At 41.8% G+C, this 17,260-nt stretch carries 18 protein-coding genes; 6 read left to right on the plus strand and 12 right to left on the minus strand.

The annotated features are described in order from the left end of the window. Positions 1-12: 12 nt before the first annotated feature. The 8 genes from ACVBDU_RS17870 to ACVBDU_RS17905 form a co-directional block, all read right to left on the minus strand. Complete coding sequence (locus tag ACVBDU_RS17870; protein ID WP_447181090.1) at positions 13-543, minus strand: DUF420 domain-containing protein; 531 nt, start codon at positions 541-543, stop codon at positions 13-15. 10 nt (positions 544-553) lie between these two features. Continuing rightward, complete coding sequence (locus tag ACVBDU_RS17875) at positions 554-1,243, minus strand: SCO family protein (RefSeq protein ID WP_447181091.1); 690 nt, start codon at positions 1,241-1,243, stop codon at positions 554-556. A 60-nt stretch (positions 1,244-1,303) separates the two neighbouring features. Continuing rightward, complete coding sequence (locus ACVBDU_RS17880) at positions 1,304-1,981, minus strand: hypothetical protein (RefSeq protein WP_447181092.1); 678 nt, start codon at positions 1,979-1,981, stop codon at positions 1,304-1,306. 122 nt (positions 1,982-2,103) lie between these two features. Further along, entirely contained in the window at positions 2,104-2,454 is a 351-nt protein-coding gene (locus ACVBDU_RS17885) for a cytochrome C oxidase subunit IV family protein (protein ID WP_447181093.1), read from the minus strand. A gap of 58 nt (positions 2,455-2,512) precedes the next feature. Beyond that, positions 2,513-3,487 carry a cytochrome c oxidase subunit 3 gene (locus ACVBDU_RS17890; RefSeq protein ID WP_447181094.1) on the minus strand — a complete coding sequence of 325 codons (975 nt, stop codon included), beginning with the start codon at positions 3,485-3,487 and terminating at the stop codon, positions 2,513-2,515. A 49-nt stretch (positions 3,488-3,536) separates the two neighbouring features. Next, positions 3,537-4,118 (minus strand): cytochrome c oxidase subunit 3, encoded by a 582-nt coding sequence (locus ACVBDU_RS17895; protein ID WP_447181095.1) that lies wholly within the window; start codon positions 4,116-4,118, stop codon positions 3,537-3,539. Positions 4,119-4,173: 55 nt separating this feature from the next. Further along, positions 4,174-5,085, minus strand: a complete 912-nt coding sequence (cyoE, locus tag ACVBDU_RS17900) for a heme o synthase (RefSeq protein WP_447181096.1) — start codon at positions 5,083-5,085, stop codon at positions 4,174-4,176. A 254-nt stretch (positions 5,086-5,339) separates the two neighbouring features. Further along, positions 5,340-7,253: an ABC-F family ATP-binding cassette domain-containing protein gene (locus tag ACVBDU_RS17905; protein WP_447181097.1), complete on the minus strand. Its 1,914-nt coding sequence runs from the start codon at positions 7,251-7,253 to the stop codon at positions 5,340-5,342. A 219-nt stretch (positions 7,254-7,472) separates the two neighbouring features. Here ACVBDU_RS17905 and ACVBDU_RS17910 point away from each other — a divergent pair, with 219 nt between their 5' ends. Then, complete coding sequence (locus ACVBDU_RS17910) at positions 7,473-7,877, plus strand: DUF983 domain-containing protein (protein ID WP_447181098.1); 405 nt, start codon at positions 7,473-7,475, stop codon at positions 7,875-7,877. A 32-nt stretch (positions 7,878-7,909) separates the two neighbouring features. Here the strand turns inward: ACVBDU_RS17910 and ACVBDU_RS17915 are convergent, their stop codons facing one another. Both ACVBDU_RS17915 and porN read right to left on the minus strand, forming a co-directional pair. Continuing rightward, on the minus strand, positions 7,910-8,965 hold the full coding sequence (locus ACVBDU_RS17915) for an NAD(P)/FAD-dependent oxidoreductase (RefSeq protein WP_447181099.1): 1,056 nt from the start codon (positions 8,963-8,965) through the stop codon (positions 7,910-7,912). Between the two features lie 91 nt (positions 8,966-9,056). Further along, on the minus strand, positions 9,057-9,959 hold the full coding sequence (gene porN, locus ACVBDU_RS17920) for a type IX secretion system ring subunit PorN/GldN (protein WP_447181100.1): 903 nt from the start codon (positions 9,957-9,959) through the stop codon (positions 9,057-9,059). A gap of 410 nt (positions 9,960-10,369) precedes the next feature. Between porN and ACVBDU_RS17925 the strand changes: the two genes are divergently transcribed. The 5 genes from ACVBDU_RS17925 to ACVBDU_RS17945 all read left to right on the plus strand — a co-directional run bounded on the left by ACVBDU_RS17925 (position 10,370) and on the right by ACVBDU_RS17945 (position 15,011). Then, on the plus strand, positions 10,370-11,029 hold the full coding sequence (locus ACVBDU_RS17925; protein WP_447181101.1) for a response regulator: 660 nt from the start codon (positions 10,370-10,372) through the stop codon (positions 11,027-11,029). A gap of 465 nt (positions 11,030-11,494) precedes the next feature. Beyond that, on the plus strand, positions 11,495-12,205 hold the full coding sequence (locus ACVBDU_RS17930) for a LexA family transcriptional regulator (protein WP_447181102.1): 711 nt from the start codon (positions 11,495-11,497) through the stop codon (positions 12,203-12,205). Positions 12,206-12,244: 39 nt separating this feature from the next. After that, a complete protein-coding gene (locus ACVBDU_RS17935) occupies positions 12,245-12,796 on the plus strand; it encodes an RNA polymerase sigma factor (RefSeq protein WP_447181103.1) in 552 nt (183 codons plus the stop codon). Between the two features lie 16 nt (positions 12,797-12,812). Next, positions 12,813-13,430, plus strand: a complete 618-nt coding sequence (locus ACVBDU_RS17940; protein WP_447181104.1) for a hypothetical protein — start codon at positions 12,813-12,815, stop codon at positions 13,428-13,430. A 429-nt stretch (positions 13,431-13,859) separates the two neighbouring features. Next, on the plus strand, positions 13,860-15,011 hold the full coding sequence (locus ACVBDU_RS17945; protein WP_447181105.1) for an alpha/beta hydrolase: 1,152 nt from the start codon (positions 13,860-13,862) through the stop codon (positions 15,009-15,011). 304 nt (positions 15,012-15,315) lie between these two features. Here ACVBDU_RS17945 and ACVBDU_RS17950 read toward each other — a convergent pair whose 3' ends face one another. Together ACVBDU_RS17950 and ACVBDU_RS17955 are read right to left on the minus strand one after the other, a co-directional pair. After that, on the minus strand, positions 15,316-16,134 hold the full coding sequence (locus ACVBDU_RS17950) for a coiled-coil domain-containing protein (RefSeq protein ID WP_447181106.1): 819 nt from the start codon (positions 16,132-16,134) through the stop codon (positions 15,316-15,318). A gap of 102 nt (positions 16,135-16,236) precedes the next feature. Next, entirely contained in the window at positions 16,237-17,190 is a 954-nt protein-coding gene (locus ACVBDU_RS17955) for a PorP/SprF family type IX secretion system membrane protein (protein WP_447181107.1), read from the minus strand. Positions 17,191-17,260 lie beyond the last annotated feature (70 nt).

Genomic DNA, 17,260 nt, shown 5'->3' on the forward strand with positions numbered 1-17,260 from the left:
ACAAGACTTAGCTTATGCGTAATACGGGGAAATCATCAGGTAAACCACAACTCCGGTAACGGCTACATAAAGCCATATGGGATAAGTAATCCGTGCTATTTTCCTGTGCCTGTCAAACCTCTTTGCCAATGCCCTGACAAAGGATATCAATACCAGTGGTATGATGATAATGGAGAGCAGTATATGTGTTATCAGGATAAAATAGTACACATATTTTATTATCCCCTCTCCTCCGTATACGGTAGAATCTGAGGTCATATGATAGGCTATATACATAATCAAAAATGCAGCGGACAAGCCTATACATATTTTCATCAGGCGTTCGTGAAGCTTAATTTTTCCATTTTTAACAGCCCACACGGCCGTGAACAGCAAAACAGCCGTAAGGCCGTTTATCGTAGCATAAACAGGCGGTAAAAAGGTCAACGGCTCCACGTTGGGAATCTTTACTCCAAAAAGAATGGCCACCGCTACAGGAATCACAATAGATAAGACAAGGATAAGCTTATTGTATTTCTTCTCTTCAATGGTTGTTGCTGTCATAGGTTCATATTTAAATTCCCAGCAGAATGCCAATATCTTCTTTTAACATGTCTATACCCTGTTGTTCCAACCCATCATAATACACCATAGGATTACCGAATTTGTCTATTCTGGAGCGTATATTTCCTTTTTCATCTACCAGGGCAAACATTCCGGAATGTTCAAAACCTCCATCCACTTCGGGGTTTACTCCTGCATACAGGTTAAAACCATTATTAGCGAGCTGATATATTTCGTCCTGATCACCGGTAAGGAAATGCCAGTTCGGATGTTCCGCGCCGTACTTTTCCGCATATGCCTTGAGAACTTCCGGCGTATCATTCTCCGGATTAATGGTTATAGAGGCTATTCCGAATTTAAGATTATCCCGGAATGCTTCCTGTATCTTTACCATATTTTTGTTCATTACAGGACAAATGGTAGGGCAGGTAGTAAAGAAAAACTCGATGAGATAAACCTTACCTTTATAATCGGCATTGGTTATTTTCTTATTATTCTGATCCGTAAAAGCAAATGGCGGCACCTCTCCTACCACAACCAGTTCTTCCTTTCCGATATCTTTATGCTCCTTGCCTATCTTATGACGGTCACCATCCACCACATCGCCATCCTTTACCCGGTCTATTATTTTAGGTATAAAAATAATACCGAATACAAGAATAACCAGAGAAACCCAGACATATGTATAATTACCTTTCATAAGAACTTCACTTTTCCATTAAACATAACCGCATTTGCCATAACGACGCAACCGGCTTTATTAATTGTCATTTAATTTCCTGAGATAAGAATCCCGCTTACTGGTAGTGTTATTTTTTTTCAACTCCAGGCGATATTCCGCCAGCAATATTTTTATATCGTCTATCATCTTGTCATTGAGTTCCGCCACAGATGAAGCATCAAATCCAAACAAAACATTATCGGAATCTTTATCTTTTTTCCTCCCTCTTAAATTGCGTTCACGGTCTACAATAAACACCAGAGGAATGCTCATATTTTTATCCAGGGATACATTGCTTTTCAAGCTGTGAAAAAGGTCTGCGATATCCTCTTCTTTTCCAAAGAGGAACTTCCAGTTCACCATATCGGTAAGCGGGGACAATTCCTTTTTTAATTCCCGTGCTTCTTCCTCCGTACCCTCGGGGAGGATCATCACAAACTGAAAATCGGAAAAATTGTAGAATCTCTTGTATATCTTCTGATTGATGTTAAAGGCATTGCCTTTCATTTTATCGGGATGCTTTCCAAGAAAACCAAGTACCGTAATCTTGTCTTCCAGCCGTACCTCATCACCACTCAAAGAATGAAAAGCCGACACCTCCCCGACATTCTCTGTCAGTACAGGCAACTTCACAAAATTATTCACCCCCGAAGCAAAGAAAAGATAGGCTATAATAGGAAGGATAAACAATACTCCGAGAACTATATACTTTTTCATTCGTAAACATCAATTAAAGAACCTGTCGAACTTATTTCCCTTTTTCAGGAGACTACTCTAAAGGTGCTACAAAAATAAAAAAGACGGTTTAAAACCGCCTTCTTAATATTGTTAAATGTGGTTTAGAAGTCCCAACTCACAAAGCCGTTACTTAATACATCATGCACATAACTACCTTCGGTAAGTAATATGAATATCAGATAAGGAATGAGTATAAGAAGCGGCAGGACAATAGACCACCTGAAAGCTCCTTTTTCCCCTTCGAGGTGCATAAAAGCCCAGGCTATATAATATGCCTTAACTATGGTAAGGATGATAAATATCCAGTTGAGGATCTTCATCCCTACAACGTGAGCCATAGACCACTCCGGCTTTACGATACCGAGAGCTACTTCTACTATAGTTATTACGGACAATATAACAAATACCATCCATATTCTCTTTACGTTAGATGCGTGTGCGTGTGCTGCCATTTTCTAATTATATATTATCTAAACTCTCCTGAGGGATCGCCTTTGTTGCCTTTTTATTTTATACTAGATAGAAGAATGTAAATACAAATACCCAAACCAGGTCTACAAAGTGCCAGTACAACCCTACCTTTTCTACCATTTCATAGCTCTTTCTCTTTTCGTAGGTACCGAGTATTACGTTAAAGAATATAATAACGTTGATAACTACCCCGGAGAACACGTGAAATCCGTGGAACCCGGTAATAAAGAAGAAAAAGTCTGCAAATAACCTATTTCCGTATTCGTTTCTTTCCAGGTTAGCCCCCTCTACAACCAGAACGGCACTCTTTATCTTTTCTGCCGACTCTGTTCTGCTGAGTACGGTTTTATGCCCTTCTTCATTCAGCATCTCGGTTCTTATGACTATATTGGAGTGCGCATTAAACCCGGCCACAATATCTTCTAAAGAATATATTGCCTCACTGCCTTCTACTTCTGCAGAAAGCCCGTTGGCATTCATTCCTTGTTTTGTTTCTCCCGTAGGTGTGGCAAAATCATGAAGGGCTATACGCTTACCGGTATCCGCATCTACAAATTGCAGTATCCTTCCACCCCTGGTTTCCAGGGCACCGTATTCACCGAGAATAAAGTTCTTCCACTCCCAGGCCTGCGACCCGAGAAAGATAATACCACCTACGATGGTAAACAACATATACCAGGCCACCTTAGTCTTTTTCAGCTGATGTCCGGCATCTACGGCAAGCACCATAGTTACGGAAGAAAAGATAAGGATAAAGGTCATCAACGCTACATAGTACATCGGAGCGTCTACACCATGCAGGAACGGAAAGTGGGTAAACACTTCGTCTGCAATAGGCCAGGATTCTATAAATTTAAATCTCGAAAAACCATATGCTGCAAGAAATCCGGAGAATGTCAAGGCATCGGATACGATAAAGAACCACATCATCATCTTGCCATAACTGGCATTAAGCGGCTCATTGCCTCCTCCCCAAACCTTGCCTTCTGTAGCTGTTGTAACAGTAGCTTCCATACACTAATACATATATCTTTTTAAAACTGCCCAAATTTACGTTTTTTTCTTATCTAAAGAAATAGAAAAATAAAATGAGGTATACCCACAGAAAATCCAGGAAATGCCAGAAGGTCACACCCAATTCTAAACCAAGGGTTTGACCCGGCCCGTACTTTTCTTTAAAATGATTATAAATTACAACCAAAAGCACTATAATACCAGCCACAACGTGAGCTATATGCGCTACGGTGATCGCGTAAAGAAACGAGGTGGTTATACTGCTCTCACTTCCGGTGAAGTAATACCCTTCTTCTATTATCTGTGAAAAACCCGAAAACTGGGATGCTATAAATCCTATTCCTAAAACCAGGGTTATGAGTAACAAAACAGTCCCTGCGCCACGACGCAATCCTGTTATGGCCTTTTTTGCCAGGTGAAATGTAACACTGCTTGCCACGATGAACACCGTACTGATATAAAATGCGGACGGCAATTCAAAATCCTGCAACCAATCCGGCCTGGACTTACTCACTACATAGGCACTGGTAAGGCCTGCAAAAGTCATCACTATGCTCACCATACCGAACCAAAGCATCATTTTCTTAGCCCTGACATTCTTTTCTTCAAAAGTTCCCTGTGTTAAATCCATATGTAATGCTTCGCAATTATCTCATCGGGACATCCCGTTTTCCTTCTATATTATTTTAATACCCGCCAATAAATTTATCGGCGACATACACTATCTGCACAAAAGTGATGTACGCAACACTGGCCAGCATGAGTTTTCTTGCGGCTATATTGTCTTTCTCGTGATACAGCCGGATAGCAAAATACAACATTCCCACACCGAGCAAGGCAACAATCACAGCTCCAGCTACGGACAGGTGTAATCTGCCTGTAAGCCCCGTTACCGGGAATACGGAAACGATAATCATCCATATGATATACATAATTATCTGCAATGCTGTGGCACTGTCTTTTTTACCTGTAGGCAACATATAATATCCGGCTTTTTTGTAATCGTCGTACAAAAGCCAGCCAATGGCCCAGAAGTGGGGAAACTGCCAGAAAAACTGTATCATAAACAGGGTTCCCGGCTCAATACCAAATTTATTCGTCGCGGCAACCCATCCCAGCATAAAGGGAATTGCTCCCGGGAATGCCCCTACAAATACGGATAAAGGTGTTTTGGTTTTCAAAGGGGTATACACACTGGTATACAAAAAAATAGATATGGCCCCGAACATGGCTGTTTTAGGGTTTACCATATACAATATCACGATCCCCAGCACGGCACAGACCGTAGCGATTACAAACGCCGTATTTACGGACATCCTTCCGGACGGAATGGGCCTGTTCCTGGTGCGTTTCATCAGGGCATCGAGATCGCGCTCTATGATCTGGTTATAGGCATTGGACGCGCCAACCATAAAATACCCGCCTATCATGAGCAATAACAACACCCTGTAATCTATAGTTTCGGCGCCGAGGAAATAACCGGCAACAGAAGAGAATACCACACTAACGGCCAGGCCTACTTTGGTAATCTGCTTAAAATCTTCCAAAGCCTGTGCAAACGTTCCTGTTTTTGTAGTAGTTCGTAAAGCCGTCTTCATCGGTTTTCAGATATGAGATTTGAGATGTGAGACCTGAGATACCGTATGAATACTCTCAAAAAGATTCATTCTACATCTCATACCTAATATCTCCCATCTAAATAATCGGGTGCAAAGATACCGTTTAAATTATAAATCCGGAATTTTGAACACAGGTATTTTAAACCTTCCGTGTACTGTAAAAAGTTAAAGTTTAGTCTCTGAGAATCTTCGGAAGTCTTTTCTGACACAAGAATAACATCTGCATACTACCGTTATTCGTCCAGGGTAACCATCAACTCCTCCCATTCTACCGTGAGGGCGGTCAGTTCCCGTTTTTTATCTTCGTATTCCTTAAAAAACGCTTTATTACCGACCAGAGCATCATAATCCGCAGCCAGCTTTGCATCGGTTTCCTTTATCTCCTTTTCCAGCAGGGTGATCCGTGATTCCACTTTCCCGAGCCGGTTTTTCAGAGATTTCTGCTTCTTCTGTTCTTCATAGGAGAGTGCGGTATCTTTTTGCCTATCTTCTTTTTTTTCCTGTTTTTCCACGGAAGCCTTTTCCACAGCCCGAAAATCGGCAACATTCCGTTGCTCCAGGAAAAAGTTAATATCTCCCAGGTATTCTTTTATCTTTCCGTCCTTAAATTCAAATACCTTATCCGTCAGCCCCTGGAGAAAATCCCTGTCGTGCGACACCAGTAAAAGAGTACCTTCAAAATTCCGCAAAGCCTGCTTAAGTACATTTTTGGACTTTATATCGAGGTGGTTGGTAGGTTCGTCCATAACCAGCACATTAAAGGGGTCCAGCAACATTTTACAAAGTGCAAGGCGGTTTCGTTCTCCCCCGGAAAGCACTTTAACTTTTTTATCCACATCATCTCCCCGGAACAAAAAGGACCCCAGCATATCCCGGACTTTACTTCGGTTGGTGTCGTTGGCGGAATCTTCCATAAGTCCGAGCACTGTCTTTTCTCCATCCAGGTACTCTGCCTGGTTCTGGGCAAAGTACCCGAGTTGTACGTTGTGCCCCAGTTTTATATTTCCCGTATGAGCCAATTCTCCCACGATTATCTTTGCCAAAGTGGTTTTTCCCTGGCCGTTCTGGCCTACAAAAGCTATTTTACTCCCGCGTTCCACAAGAAGATCAATGCCTTTAAGCACCTCTTTCTCTCCATAATTCTTACCGACCTCTTCCGCTTCTATAACGACCTTTCCGGGCTGAATGGAAACAGGAAATTTAAGATGCATAACACTGTTATCCTCTTCATCCACCTCAACGCGCTCAATTTTGTCGAGTTTTTTCATAAGCGATTGTGCCATAGATGCCTTGGAAGCCTTAGCCCGGAACTTTTCTATCAGTCGTTCGGCCTGTTGTATCTGCTTATCCTGGTTTTTCTTGGCATTGAGCTGCTGCTCCTTTATTTCATCACGAAGTACGAGGTATTCGGAATAGGGTTTACTGTAATCGTATATTTTACCCAGAGATATCTCTATGGTCCTGTTGGTAACGTTGTCCAGAAACATCTTATCGTGCGACACGATAACCACGGCGCCCGGATAGCGCTGTAAAAACTGTTCGAGCCAGATTATAGATTCTATATCCAGGTGGTTTGTAGGCTCATCGAGCAGAAGCACATCGTTGTTCTGAAGCAACAGTTTTGCAAGTTCTATACGCATACGCCATCCACCGGAAAAAGTATCGGTAAGCTTGTCAAAATCTTCTCTTTTAAAACCGAGCCCCTGCAATACCTTTTCTGTTTCTCCCTGGTAATTGTATCCGCCCAGGATCTCATAACGGTGTGTAATATCACTAAGATCCACCATCAACTGGTGATAGGCTTCACTCTCATAATCGGTTCTTTCCGCCAGTTTATGATTTATATCGTCCAGTTGCATTTCCAGGGCTTTGATCTCTTCAAAGGCCTGATAGGCTTCTTCCAATACGGTACGCCCCTGTACAAAATCGATATCCTGCTTCAGAAAACCGACGCACACGTCTTTATCAAAAGCTATGACCCCGGTATCCGGCCGCATTTCACCGGACAGCAACTTTAACATCGTAGACTTTCCCGCACCATTCTTTCCTATAAGGCCCACCCTGTCTCCCGGGTTCAACCGAAAAGACACTTCTTCAAAAAGAAACTCGCCCCCAAAAGAAATCGATAAGTTGTGAATATTGAGCATGATCTGTTATTTCCTATTCTTAATTTTTTTCTGTTTCCAGGTCTGGAATATTATACATCCGTTCGTTACGAAAACCCGGTGTTTATTTCTTATCTTCCCAAAAACCGGTGCAAATAAACGTATTTTTTTCGGGCCTGCGAAGTTTAGGCGTTGCACAGCTCCGGATATTAAACTATTATTTAGTAATTTTGATGCAATTTCTGTAAATTCAATTTCCCCATGTTAAAAAAAGGATCCCGCCTATATAGTGTTTTAACAGGAAGCTGCCCTAAATGCCAGCAGGAAAGCATGTATACCGACAAGAATCTCTACAATCCGTACAAAACGTTAAAAATGCACGAAAAGTGCTCGCATTGCGGCACTCGTTACAAGATAGAACCTTCCTTTTTTTACGGGGCTATGTACGTTAGTTATGGCGTAGGAACAGCTTTTGCTGTAGGTGCTTTTGTCATCTCCTTTTTATTTATAGGCACGGGTTTAAAGATAGCTTTCTTTGCCATCATGGGAACGCTCATCGCATTTATGCCCGTAATTATGCGATTATCCAGGAACATATGGATAAACTTCTTTATCAAATACGATCCGGATGCCGGCAAGCAAACGAAAAGGCCGGAAGCTTCCTGACGGAACCACATGAAACACTATAGAATACGACATTATCCCGGATATTTTGACCGGAACCGTTCTATATCGATCTCTTCGCTCAACGGGGCATCTTCTTCTATAAAGCGATACAACTGACCGGCAACATACGGCCCCGTTAATGTACCACGGGTTCCCAGACCGTTCAGTATATACATGTTTTTATAATGAGGATGCCTGCCGGTAAGGGGTCTTCGATCCGTCACGGTAGGACGTATTCCCGCCTCCTGCTCTACGACCTCGTATTCGCCATCCAGAACAGGCTTCAGTTTACTTAACAATTCTTCCCTTGCCCTGGGGGTTACGGCATTGGTCTTATCCTGCCAATTATAGGTAGCCCCCACTTTGTAAAGATCGTCTTGCAGGGGAATTAGAAAAACAGACGATTTTAATATAGCATTCAAGCGCAGTCCGGACGCCTTAATGGTCAGCAACTCTCCCTTTGCTCCCCGTAACGGCAAATAGTTAAAAAACGGATTGGACATCATCCCGAAACCTTCTGCAAACACTATATGCTTTGCTGCGATCTCCTTATATCGCACACCGCCTTCGGTAAACTCCAGAACTTCATAGTCCAGACTTTCTTTCCGGAGTTTATTTTGTGCCAGCAGATGATCGGTATATTCTTCCTGGAGCTCTTTTACCCCTATCCTTCCCGTGTGCCATACTTCACCGAATCCATAGGGCGCATGTATACGAGGATTATCGTTGTGCATTATCCGCGGGGAGAGAAAAGGTGACAATGCCGGTTTATCGGCTGCTTCAAACCACAGGTTCTGTTCTTCTACAGAAGCAAATTTGCGATATACCGGCATCGGGTAAACGAATTTCCGGGTAAATCTTTTTTCCAGCTTCCTGTAAAGGGACATCGCTATATCCAGTTGTTCTCCTGCCTTCCATGCGGGGGTAAAGCGCTTCAGCACCACAGGATTATAAACACCACCGGCTACTGCAGAAGACTGCTGAGACCCTCCGTCAAAAACCACAAACTCTTTACCGTTCTCCCGGAGATATTCACAAAAAGATATCCCGGCCAGGCCGAGCCCTACAATAATATAATCTGTTGTCATTACACAAAAATATAAAACGCCCGGACTGTGCAGGCGTTTTACGGGGATTTTCGGATATTTTTATATCCTGATTATGAATGAGGATTAAAGTTTACTCGTTTTTCCAGACATCCTGTTCAAAATTTCTTATCTCTTCCTGGATCCGCTGGGCTTCCATGAGCTGGAACATAGCGTTATCCGGAATATAATCCTGGACCTCCCGGTCTCCGTATACATTCTCTTCCTTATATATTACGCTGTTAAACCTACGCGCATTGAGCAGATGATCAAAAGATATGGGAACCCCGGAATTGGTCACATTAAAAGCTTTAGCTTCATGCAGCACCTGCCTGGCCCCCGGATACCATACCCAAAACAGTTCTACAAGATTAGAACCGTCATCAATTCCTTCATCCATAAAATTGACATCCGGAGCTACAGGAGCTATTCCCAGCAAACGATATTTCAGTTCTCCCTGGCGTTTATCAAAATACCACATACCTTTAATATGGTATTCTACAATATCGGCAGAAGACAGGTCGCGCCTGTCAATATACATTTCCGAAACCCGTTCCCCCGCATTTATCTGTTCGTATCCAAGATCGGTAGTATCTACTTTAGATAACGTAGCTTCCAGTTCTCCGAAATTCCTGTTTTCGGAAAAATAGGAATCCGAATAAATATCTCTTATTTTTCCGTTCTTTATATTAGTAACCAAAACATCATAAAGAGACTGCCTACCGGTATGCCCCCCGGTACCGTCAATAGGATAGTACAGAGGGAAGTTCACCCTTTCATTAAGGTCTATAACCTCCCAGACTACTTTAGACCACAGTATATCCCTGTCTTCCACATAGCCGTATTCCAATGGCACATCCGGTCCTGCCATTGCCTGCGCCTCAGTTTTTTTCCCTATATCTTCAGGCCTTTTAGCATTTAGCACATTGGCCTGTCCACTGGCACTCCAGGCTGTAAATGCCGTAACAGCAACAGATAAAACACCCCTCCAAAACATAAGCTTATAATTTTTTAGTTTAACACCGTTTCCGCAACCAGAATATTTAAAATTTTAACATCAAACATTTAAACCCCTAACTAACAGAGTCTTACGGTGAAAAAATTGTATAATAAATCCTTATTACAGACTGTACAACTATACACTATTCACGAACATTAACTCTTCAAAATAAATATTATTGTGTACAATGTTCTTTTATCTGAAAAATATTTTCATTTCGAAATATACAATACGTAAAAATAATCTCAAAAAGAGATTTTATGGTTATATTCCGCGGATTTTTCTAATTCTTTATAAGGCAGTAGACTATAATTAAAAAATTACTATATTGGCATTGAAAATAGTGGATCGCCTTTCGTAACGTATAGACAGATAACCCCATAATGTTAAACCAAAACGATGTATCCATGAGTGAAAAATACCCCATTTTACTAGTTGACGACCATATTGTCATACAATTTGCTATCGCCCGGATTATTGAAGATTTTCTTCCCGGCGCAAGAATTACCTCTATTGAAGATTTCTCGCAGACCATCGATATTCTGAAAAAGGAATATTTCGAGCTGATCATCCTGGATATTGATATCCCCAATGGTATAGGAACGGAAATGATCAGTGTCATCCGCTCGATATCACCGGATGTAAAAATCCTGATGTTTTCTGCCTTAAGCGAAAAAAGGTATGCCATGCGGTTTATTCATGCCGGTGCCAACGGATACCTGCACAAACACAGTTCCAAGGAAGAGATCGAAGAAGCGATAACCGAGGTAATTAACGGCGATACGTATGTAAGCAGGTCCGTCACCAAACACTTTTTGCAGGAGTCCTCCCTGCAACACGGAAAACCATTAAAAAATCCGTTAAACAGCCTGTCTAACCGTGAACTGGAAATCGCCAGACTTATTGCTAAGGGAAATGGCAACCTTGAAATCGTGAACATACTGGACCTGAAAAAATCTACCGTAAGCACACACAAAATGCGGATATTCAAAAAACTGAACATCGGCAATGTCACCGAACTTATCGAGATCTTCAACCATTATGACGCCCCTGTTTTTGCCATCTGACAAAAATACCGGGTAAAACCGGAACCTGGTTCCGGCATATCGTTATTGCCATGACTACCTGTGGCGCATTCTGAAGCATTCTTTGCTCTTAATGTGCCACTTTTTTTTGGAATCGGGACATTTTGCCCTTCAAAAAACAGCTTCTGCCGCACGGTATTTCCTATTCCTCATTAGAACAAGTTCTACATTCGGAACGAACAAATACTATAGGTTTTCGGACCGAAAAAACACCACTGCGCCATATTTTTGAGCATACAGGGATTACATCTTAATGTATCCCGGAAAAAAGTTCTGAACTATAAAAAACCACTCTATCTGGTTTGTGTACTGCCCGTTTTTAGTTGCCGGGCCTGGCAGTGACATTCCGGATGTCGCCAGCAAGGTAACTCTCACTTTGCCAACAGAGTGGTTTCAGAACTTAATATAAAACCATAACACCTGTAGAATATTGAAAAATTCTTTATTATGAAATTTAATACTATCGAAACGACCAATGAATGTAATCCCGCTATCGCCCTGAAGAGGGATTACAACGTAGACGTAACACTTCTACTGAAAAAATTAAAGAACCACCTTGGGATACAGACAAATATAGAGCTGTCCCGGGTACTGGATGTAAAGCCCAACACCATATCTACATGGAAGAGGAGAAACAGCCTGGACTACGAACTGATCATTTCCATATGTAATATGCTGGATATAGACCTCAATGTCCTGTTTTCTTCCGAACACACCAGGAACAGATCGTCCAACAGCATCCTGGCTGTTCCGATTGAGGCACATTACCAGTATGTATCCAATTATCAGAAAGAGGAATTCCTGGACAAAATGCCCAAATGCAACCTTCCTTTCTCTTTTACGAACCCCAATGCCAGGGCTTTTCAAATGGCAGGTGTATCCATGTCTCCCACGTTACGGGAAGGTGCTTTCGTAATCGGAGAAAAAATCGAAGACCGTAACCAGATAGAGGATAATACCGTGTGTATTCTCGTGAGCAAGCTTCGGGGAATTCACATTAACCGGGTAATGAAAGATCCTAATAACCCGTACATACTCAATCTCATGAACGACAACGGAAACTTTTCCAACAATATTGTCATGCCCATAGAAGAGATTACCGAGGCATGGCGGGTGACCAGTACCTTGTCATTGGACATCGTAAAAAAAGACCATTAATAATTATTTGTGACCCTGATGACAGAAAAATGCCCCAGCATGGAAGTAAAAAGCGTAATATCTGAAAACGATAAGATCATTGAAATATTTATAACCCGGCATTCCCAGAAAATCTACAATTTTATTTTCTCCAAAGTCCTGGATAAGAACATTACCGAGGATATCTTCCAGGACACCTTTATTAAAGTGGTCAATACTTTAAAAAAGGGAGATTACAGTGAGGAAGGAAAATTCCTGTCCTGGGTAATGCGTATTGCGCATAACCTGGTTATAGATCATTTCAGACAAAACCAGAGAAAGCGTATTTTCCGTAATTTCGAGGACTTCAACTTTCTGTCCGGCATAGAGGACGGATCGCTTGATGCGGAAAAATTCCTCATCAAACAACAAACCGAGACCAGGGTAAAAAAGCTTATCGAAGAACTTCCGCCGGATCAGCAAGATGTCATTATTATGCGTATATACAGGGATATGACCTTTAAGGAAATATCAGAAGAAATGGGTGTAAACATCAATACTTCTCTAGGAAGAATGCGCTATGCCCTGACCAACCTCCGCAAGATTGCCAAAAGAAATAATATTTCCATTTAACCAAACTATACCGAATATGCCTTACATAGAAGAAGAAGACCTGGTAGCACTGCACAAGAAAATTGAAAGGGAACAGAAAAGTAACGAGAAACTCCTGGACCAGATTACCGAAAAAAATAATAGTTACGACAAGAGCACAAAAATGCGAAATACAGCCTGGGCGATCACTTCGGTCCTCTGCCTCGCGATAATTGGCTTTGCTTATTATTTTAGTTCAGAACTCACGGCTATGGAAGCGTCTTATGCTTCCTGCTATGAAAAAAATTCGTTACTGCTCCGGAACATGGACAGCACTTCTGTGTTAAAGGAAAGAATATCCGGTCTGGAAAACGAAAACAGCAATCTGCAAAAAAAACTGGACAATGTGAGTGCCACGTCCTTCCCCGCTGTTTCCAAAGACTCTGTTTTTACCGTACAAATAAAGGCTTTTGAAACAGATCAGATAGCCCTTCAGTCCAACACCAATTTCATTTACGCTCAAAACCCAAATCTTTTTTACGCCTTTAGTATCGGTATTTTTGACACGCCCGATGAGGCCCGCATTCTGAAAAAGGAACTGATGGACATGGGATTCAACGATGTTTTTGTTGCGCTTTACAAAGACGGAAAACGCGACAAGATCATAGAGGACTAATTTACACAGAAAAACACCCGGTAACGGAGATTTTCTCCGGAACAAGATAAAACAAGCATTTACTCTTTTGTAGTGCTTGTTTTATGTATTAAAAAGGCTAAGGAATTCTGCTGACACGGTACAGGCAGACTTTTTATTCCGAAAACCACGAACCTGAAAAATCTTCATAACTGATACTAAACCTCTCTGGACTTGCTGTCCAGAGGTTAGAAAGTGGCAATCCTGCCCGTCCAGGCTCGGAAATTGCCATAGTTATTAAGTTACCCGGTTATTTAGTCAACACGCAATTACCCAATAACTTAATAACTGAACAAAGTAAAAGTTTATAGAAACCAAAGAACTGCAATGGTCCCGATAATTATCGGGGTCGGATACAGGGCTTTAACTTTCAACTTGATAATAAACGGCTTAATTTAAACTTATATCCGAATGAAAAATTTGATATTCACCTGCGCCGGCCTGTTATTCGGCATTTACGGCATGTCCGCACAATATAAAGAAACAACTTATCCTTCTCAGAAACTCGGAGAAACGAGGGATGTGAGATACCACATCCCAAAAAATTACGATGCCAAAAAGAAATATCCCCTTATCGTAGTACTCGATGCAGATTATCTCTTTGACGTTACAATGGCTTCTGCCAATTTTTTTCATTATAATGATGAAATGCCGGAAAGCATTATTGTAGGTATCCGCCAGGAAGGGCACCGCAACAGTGATTGTAACTACAATGACGATACCGGGTTCCCTAAAGGCAAGGGCAATGATTTCTTTGAGTTTATAGGCATGGAACTGATCCCTTCTCTTGCACAAAAATACAGCCTGGCCGATTTCAGGATCATCATAGGCCACGGGCTTACAGCCAATTTTACGAATTACTATTTGTTCAAGGATCGCCCCCTGTTTGATGCGTATATCAATATAGAGCCTACTTTTGCGCCAAATGTGGAGAATTACCTTTCCAGCAGGTTATCTACCCTTACATCACAAAAATTCTATCATCTTATTGCGGCGGATAAAAACCGGGACGAAGAAACTGCTTCACGTATCGCGGAACTTCATCACCTGTTGGATACGGTAGAAAATGAAAAGCTGCAGTATCATTTCTACACCGTCAAAGATTCGGATAGTTACACTGTAGCCACGTATGCTATTCCGCGTTCCCTGTACCGTATTTTTGACCTTTACCGCCCCATTGATCCCGAACAATACAAGCAACAAGTGCTCACCTATGATAAAGGACCTGTATTTGAATACCTGGAAAATAAGTACAACGCTATCGGGGAAACCTATCATGTACAAAAAAAGATCCGGTTAAATGACATTATGGCTATCTATGCAGCCAGTATTGCCAAAGAAGACCTGGCCTCCCTGGAAAGCCTGGGAAAACTGGGAAAAAAGGAATTTTCGGATTCTATGCTCGGCTATTTTTTTGAGGCGGATTTTCATGAAAAGAGCGGCAATGCCAAGAAGGCCCTCAGAACCTACGAAAAAGCCTTCCTGATGAAGGAAATAGATTTCATGACCAAGGATATGATCCAGGAAAGAATATTCAATATAAAGAAGGATATGGGCTGGTAGAATACCGGGAAAACAAACCACTCCGGACTGCAAATCCGGAGGTTAGGAAATGGCAATTTCCCCGCCGGGACGGACGGACAGGATTGCCATAGTTATCAGGTTACTGAGTTATTCAGTCAGCACTCAATAACCCGGCAACATATCAACCTGAAAATAAGAAAAGTAAAAATGCGGAGAAACTAATCGCAATCCCGATATATCCGGAGGAGCAGGGTTTCAGCTTCTACCTGATCATAAAAACCGCCAGGGATTTCTCCCCGGCGGTTTTTATACGGATACTGGTTATTTTTTTGTTAGGATTTCCTCATTTATTGATACACGAATTGAGTTCTTTCAGCATTTTTTCCGTTATTTCCCGAAATTTTTCTTTATAAAAGTCTCTGGTTTCCCTCATACTTTCATTTTCCAAAACTTCTTCATCTCTTTTGTATGCTTCCGTGGTCATAAATTCCTTTTCACAGGAAAAAGCCCGGATAAGCTCTACTGCGGCACTTTCTATTTTATACAATTCTATTTCCGCCTTTACCATCAGTTCTTTTTGTTCGTCCAGTTCCAATTCTCTTTCTTCCTTCAGTCGCTGTTCGAGCAGGCGTTGTTCTTCCAATCGTTTTTCAAGTTCTTTTTGCCTGGCAATAAGTGCTTCCTGTTCTTTTTTTAAGGCCATTTGTTTTTCCGCCAGTGTTGCCGTGTCCTCTCCTTCTACTTTCTTTTCTTTATAATCATTTTCTTTTGCAGTATCCGGCACTGTAGCAGGAACAGGGTCCGTATCGGCAGTGCACAGATCCAAAGTGGTGATCAGTTCACCGAGAAAAGTACGGACCTTTTTTATATAGAACCTCCCGGTATCCCAATCTTCCGGATCTATGGATTTTTCCAGATTCTCCTTTATATCGTATATTATGTCTCCTGCCTTGCTACAGCCACAGCTTCCCAACTGTTCCTCTGCATTTTCGATCGCTTCCATAGATCGCTTTGCATAATACCGCTGGTGATCGAAATTATTTGCTTTGAGGGATTTTCCGCTATGTGAAAAGGCATAGGTTACAGCAGAATACAGTGAAGTACAATCCGCAAAGGCAAAAACAGAAAACATCATAAAAACAAAACACAGTATATATTTCATGTAAATTATAAGTTTTAGGGTTGAAAAAATGTATTATTAACGATGTGCGGGTCTGGCCGGTTAAAACGAACCCGGATGGTTACCCGGTAATTTCTCCGGACACTACCATCCTCCGGTATTGAGTGTACATTTACATTCTCCTATTCCCTGGAAAATATCCAGTCCCAGGGTAATCATATGCGTTCCGCTATTATACCCGAAAATAGAATTGAGCGATACCTGGTAGGAATAGGCTGCATAAAAATTACTGATCTTAATACCGGCCATAGGACCTATGTTAAGCGGGTCCAATACCTGATCATTGAGAAAGCGATAGGATATCCCGGCCCAGTAATAATCTTCGAAATCGTACTTTCTGAATTTGATGTTAAAGTCGGTGCTCGAACGGCCGTCACTTTCGAATATCTGGAAATATACGGAAGGTTCGATTTCAAATTCACTTTTTTTGTGTTTCCGGAACCTGTACCCGGCATAGACGTAATAATTCCGCAGTATATTGGGTTCGGTTACGGTAAAATCGTCCGTGCGTTTATTCAGCAGATTGGCTGCATTAAGACTTACGTAAAACCTCCGGTAGCGATACAATACACCCACATCGAAATTATGGTTGTTCACCAGGCGGTTATCCGTAATTCCCGGATCTCCGGGAGCAAACTCGGAAACATCTATTTTGAACTGGTTGAAATTATAGGAAAGCCCGAAGGAGAGGAAATTATTCTCATACGGGTCAATGGTGAGGTGATGTGCATAAGACAATCTACCTCCGTACTGCCTGGTGTATCCGTTTTTATCGTTAAAGAAGGTGATCCCTACTCCCGATCGCATTCCCAGACGTACATCTCCCGCAACAGATTGTGTGTTCGGCGAATCTTTGATACCCACCCATTGAGACACACCGTTGGCGCGTACCCTTATATATTCGCCAATACCCGCATAGGTGGGGGAAATAACAAATTCACTGTCTGCGAGGTATTGCGTATATACGGGCAGGGTAAGTTCCTGGGCATGGATTTTTACAACAAAAAGAACAGCCAGTATACATAGTTTTTTTCTCATTTGCTTATATTTTTTGGCCCAAAGCCACTTTTCCGCTTCTTTTGGATGCCGGTACAGTTACCGGAAAAGC

This window comes from Sinomicrobium endophyticum, assembly GCF_052983315.1.

Coding starts and splice junctions, on each gene's coding strand:
- ACVBDU_RS17880 (WP_447181092.1), bottom strand. CDS start 1,981: ATGAAAAAGTATATAGTTCTCGGAGTATTGTTTATCCTTCCTATTATA.
- ACVBDU_RS17905 (WP_447181097.1), bottom strand. CDS start 7,253: ATGCTCAATATTCACAACTTATCGATTTCTTTTGGGGGCGAGTTTCTT.
- ACVBDU_RS17885 (WP_447181093.1), bottom strand. CDS start 2,454: ATGGCAGCACACGCACACGCATCTAACGTAAAGAGAATATGGATGGTA.
- cyoE (WP_447181096.1), bottom strand. CDS start 5,085: ATGAAGACGGCTTTACGAACTACTACAAAAACAGGAACGTTTGCACAG.
- ACVBDU_RS17910 (WP_447181098.1), top strand. CDS start 7,473: ATGTTAAAAAAAGGATCCCGCCTATATAGTGTTTTAACAGGAAGCTGC.
- ACVBDU_RS17890 (WP_447181094.1), bottom strand. CDS start 3,487: ATGGAAGCTACTGTTACAACAGCTACAGAAGGCAAGGTTTGGGGAGGA.
- ACVBDU_RS17935 (WP_447181103.1), top strand. CDS start 12,245: ATGGAAGTAAAAAGCGTAATATCTGAAAACGATAAGATCATTGAAATA.
- ACVBDU_RS17870 (WP_447181090.1), bottom strand. CDS start 543: ATGACAGCAACAACCATTGAAGAGAAGAAATACAATAAGCTTATCCTT.
- ACVBDU_RS17940 (WP_447181104.1), top strand. CDS start 12,813: ATGCCTTACATAGAAGAAGAAGACCTGGTAGCACTGCACAAGAAAATT.
- porN (WP_447181100.1), bottom strand. CDS start 9,959: ATGTTTTGGAGGGGTGTTTTATCTGTTGCTGTTACGGCATTTACAGCC.
- ACVBDU_RS17955 (WP_447181107.1), bottom strand. CDS start 17,190: ATGAGAAAAAAACTATGTATACTGGCTGTTCTTTTTGTTGTAAAAATC.
- ACVBDU_RS17945 (WP_447181105.1), top strand. CDS start 13,860: ATGAAAAATTTGATATTCACCTGCGCCGGCCTGTTATTCGGCATTTAC.
- ACVBDU_RS17950 (WP_447181106.1), bottom strand. CDS start 16,134: ATGAAATATATACTGTGTTTTGTTTTTATGATGTTTTCTGTTTTTGCC.
- ACVBDU_RS17925 (WP_447181101.1), top strand. CDS start 10,370: ATGAGTGAAAAATACCCCATTTTACTAGTTGACGACCATATTGTCATA.
- ACVBDU_RS17895 (WP_447181095.1), bottom strand. CDS start 4,118: ATGGATTTAACACAGGGAACTTTTGAAGAAAAGAATGTCAGGGCTAAG.
- ACVBDU_RS17875 (WP_447181091.1), bottom strand. CDS start 1,243: ATGAAAGGTAATTATACATATGTCTGGGTTTCTCTGGTTATTCTTGTA.
- ACVBDU_RS17930 (WP_447181102.1), top strand. CDS start 11,495: ATGAAATTTAATACTATCGAAACGACCAATGAATGTAATCCCGCTATC.
- ACVBDU_RS17915 (WP_447181099.1), bottom strand. CDS start 8,965: ATGACAACAGATTATATTATTGTAGGGCTCGGCCTGGCCGGGATATCT.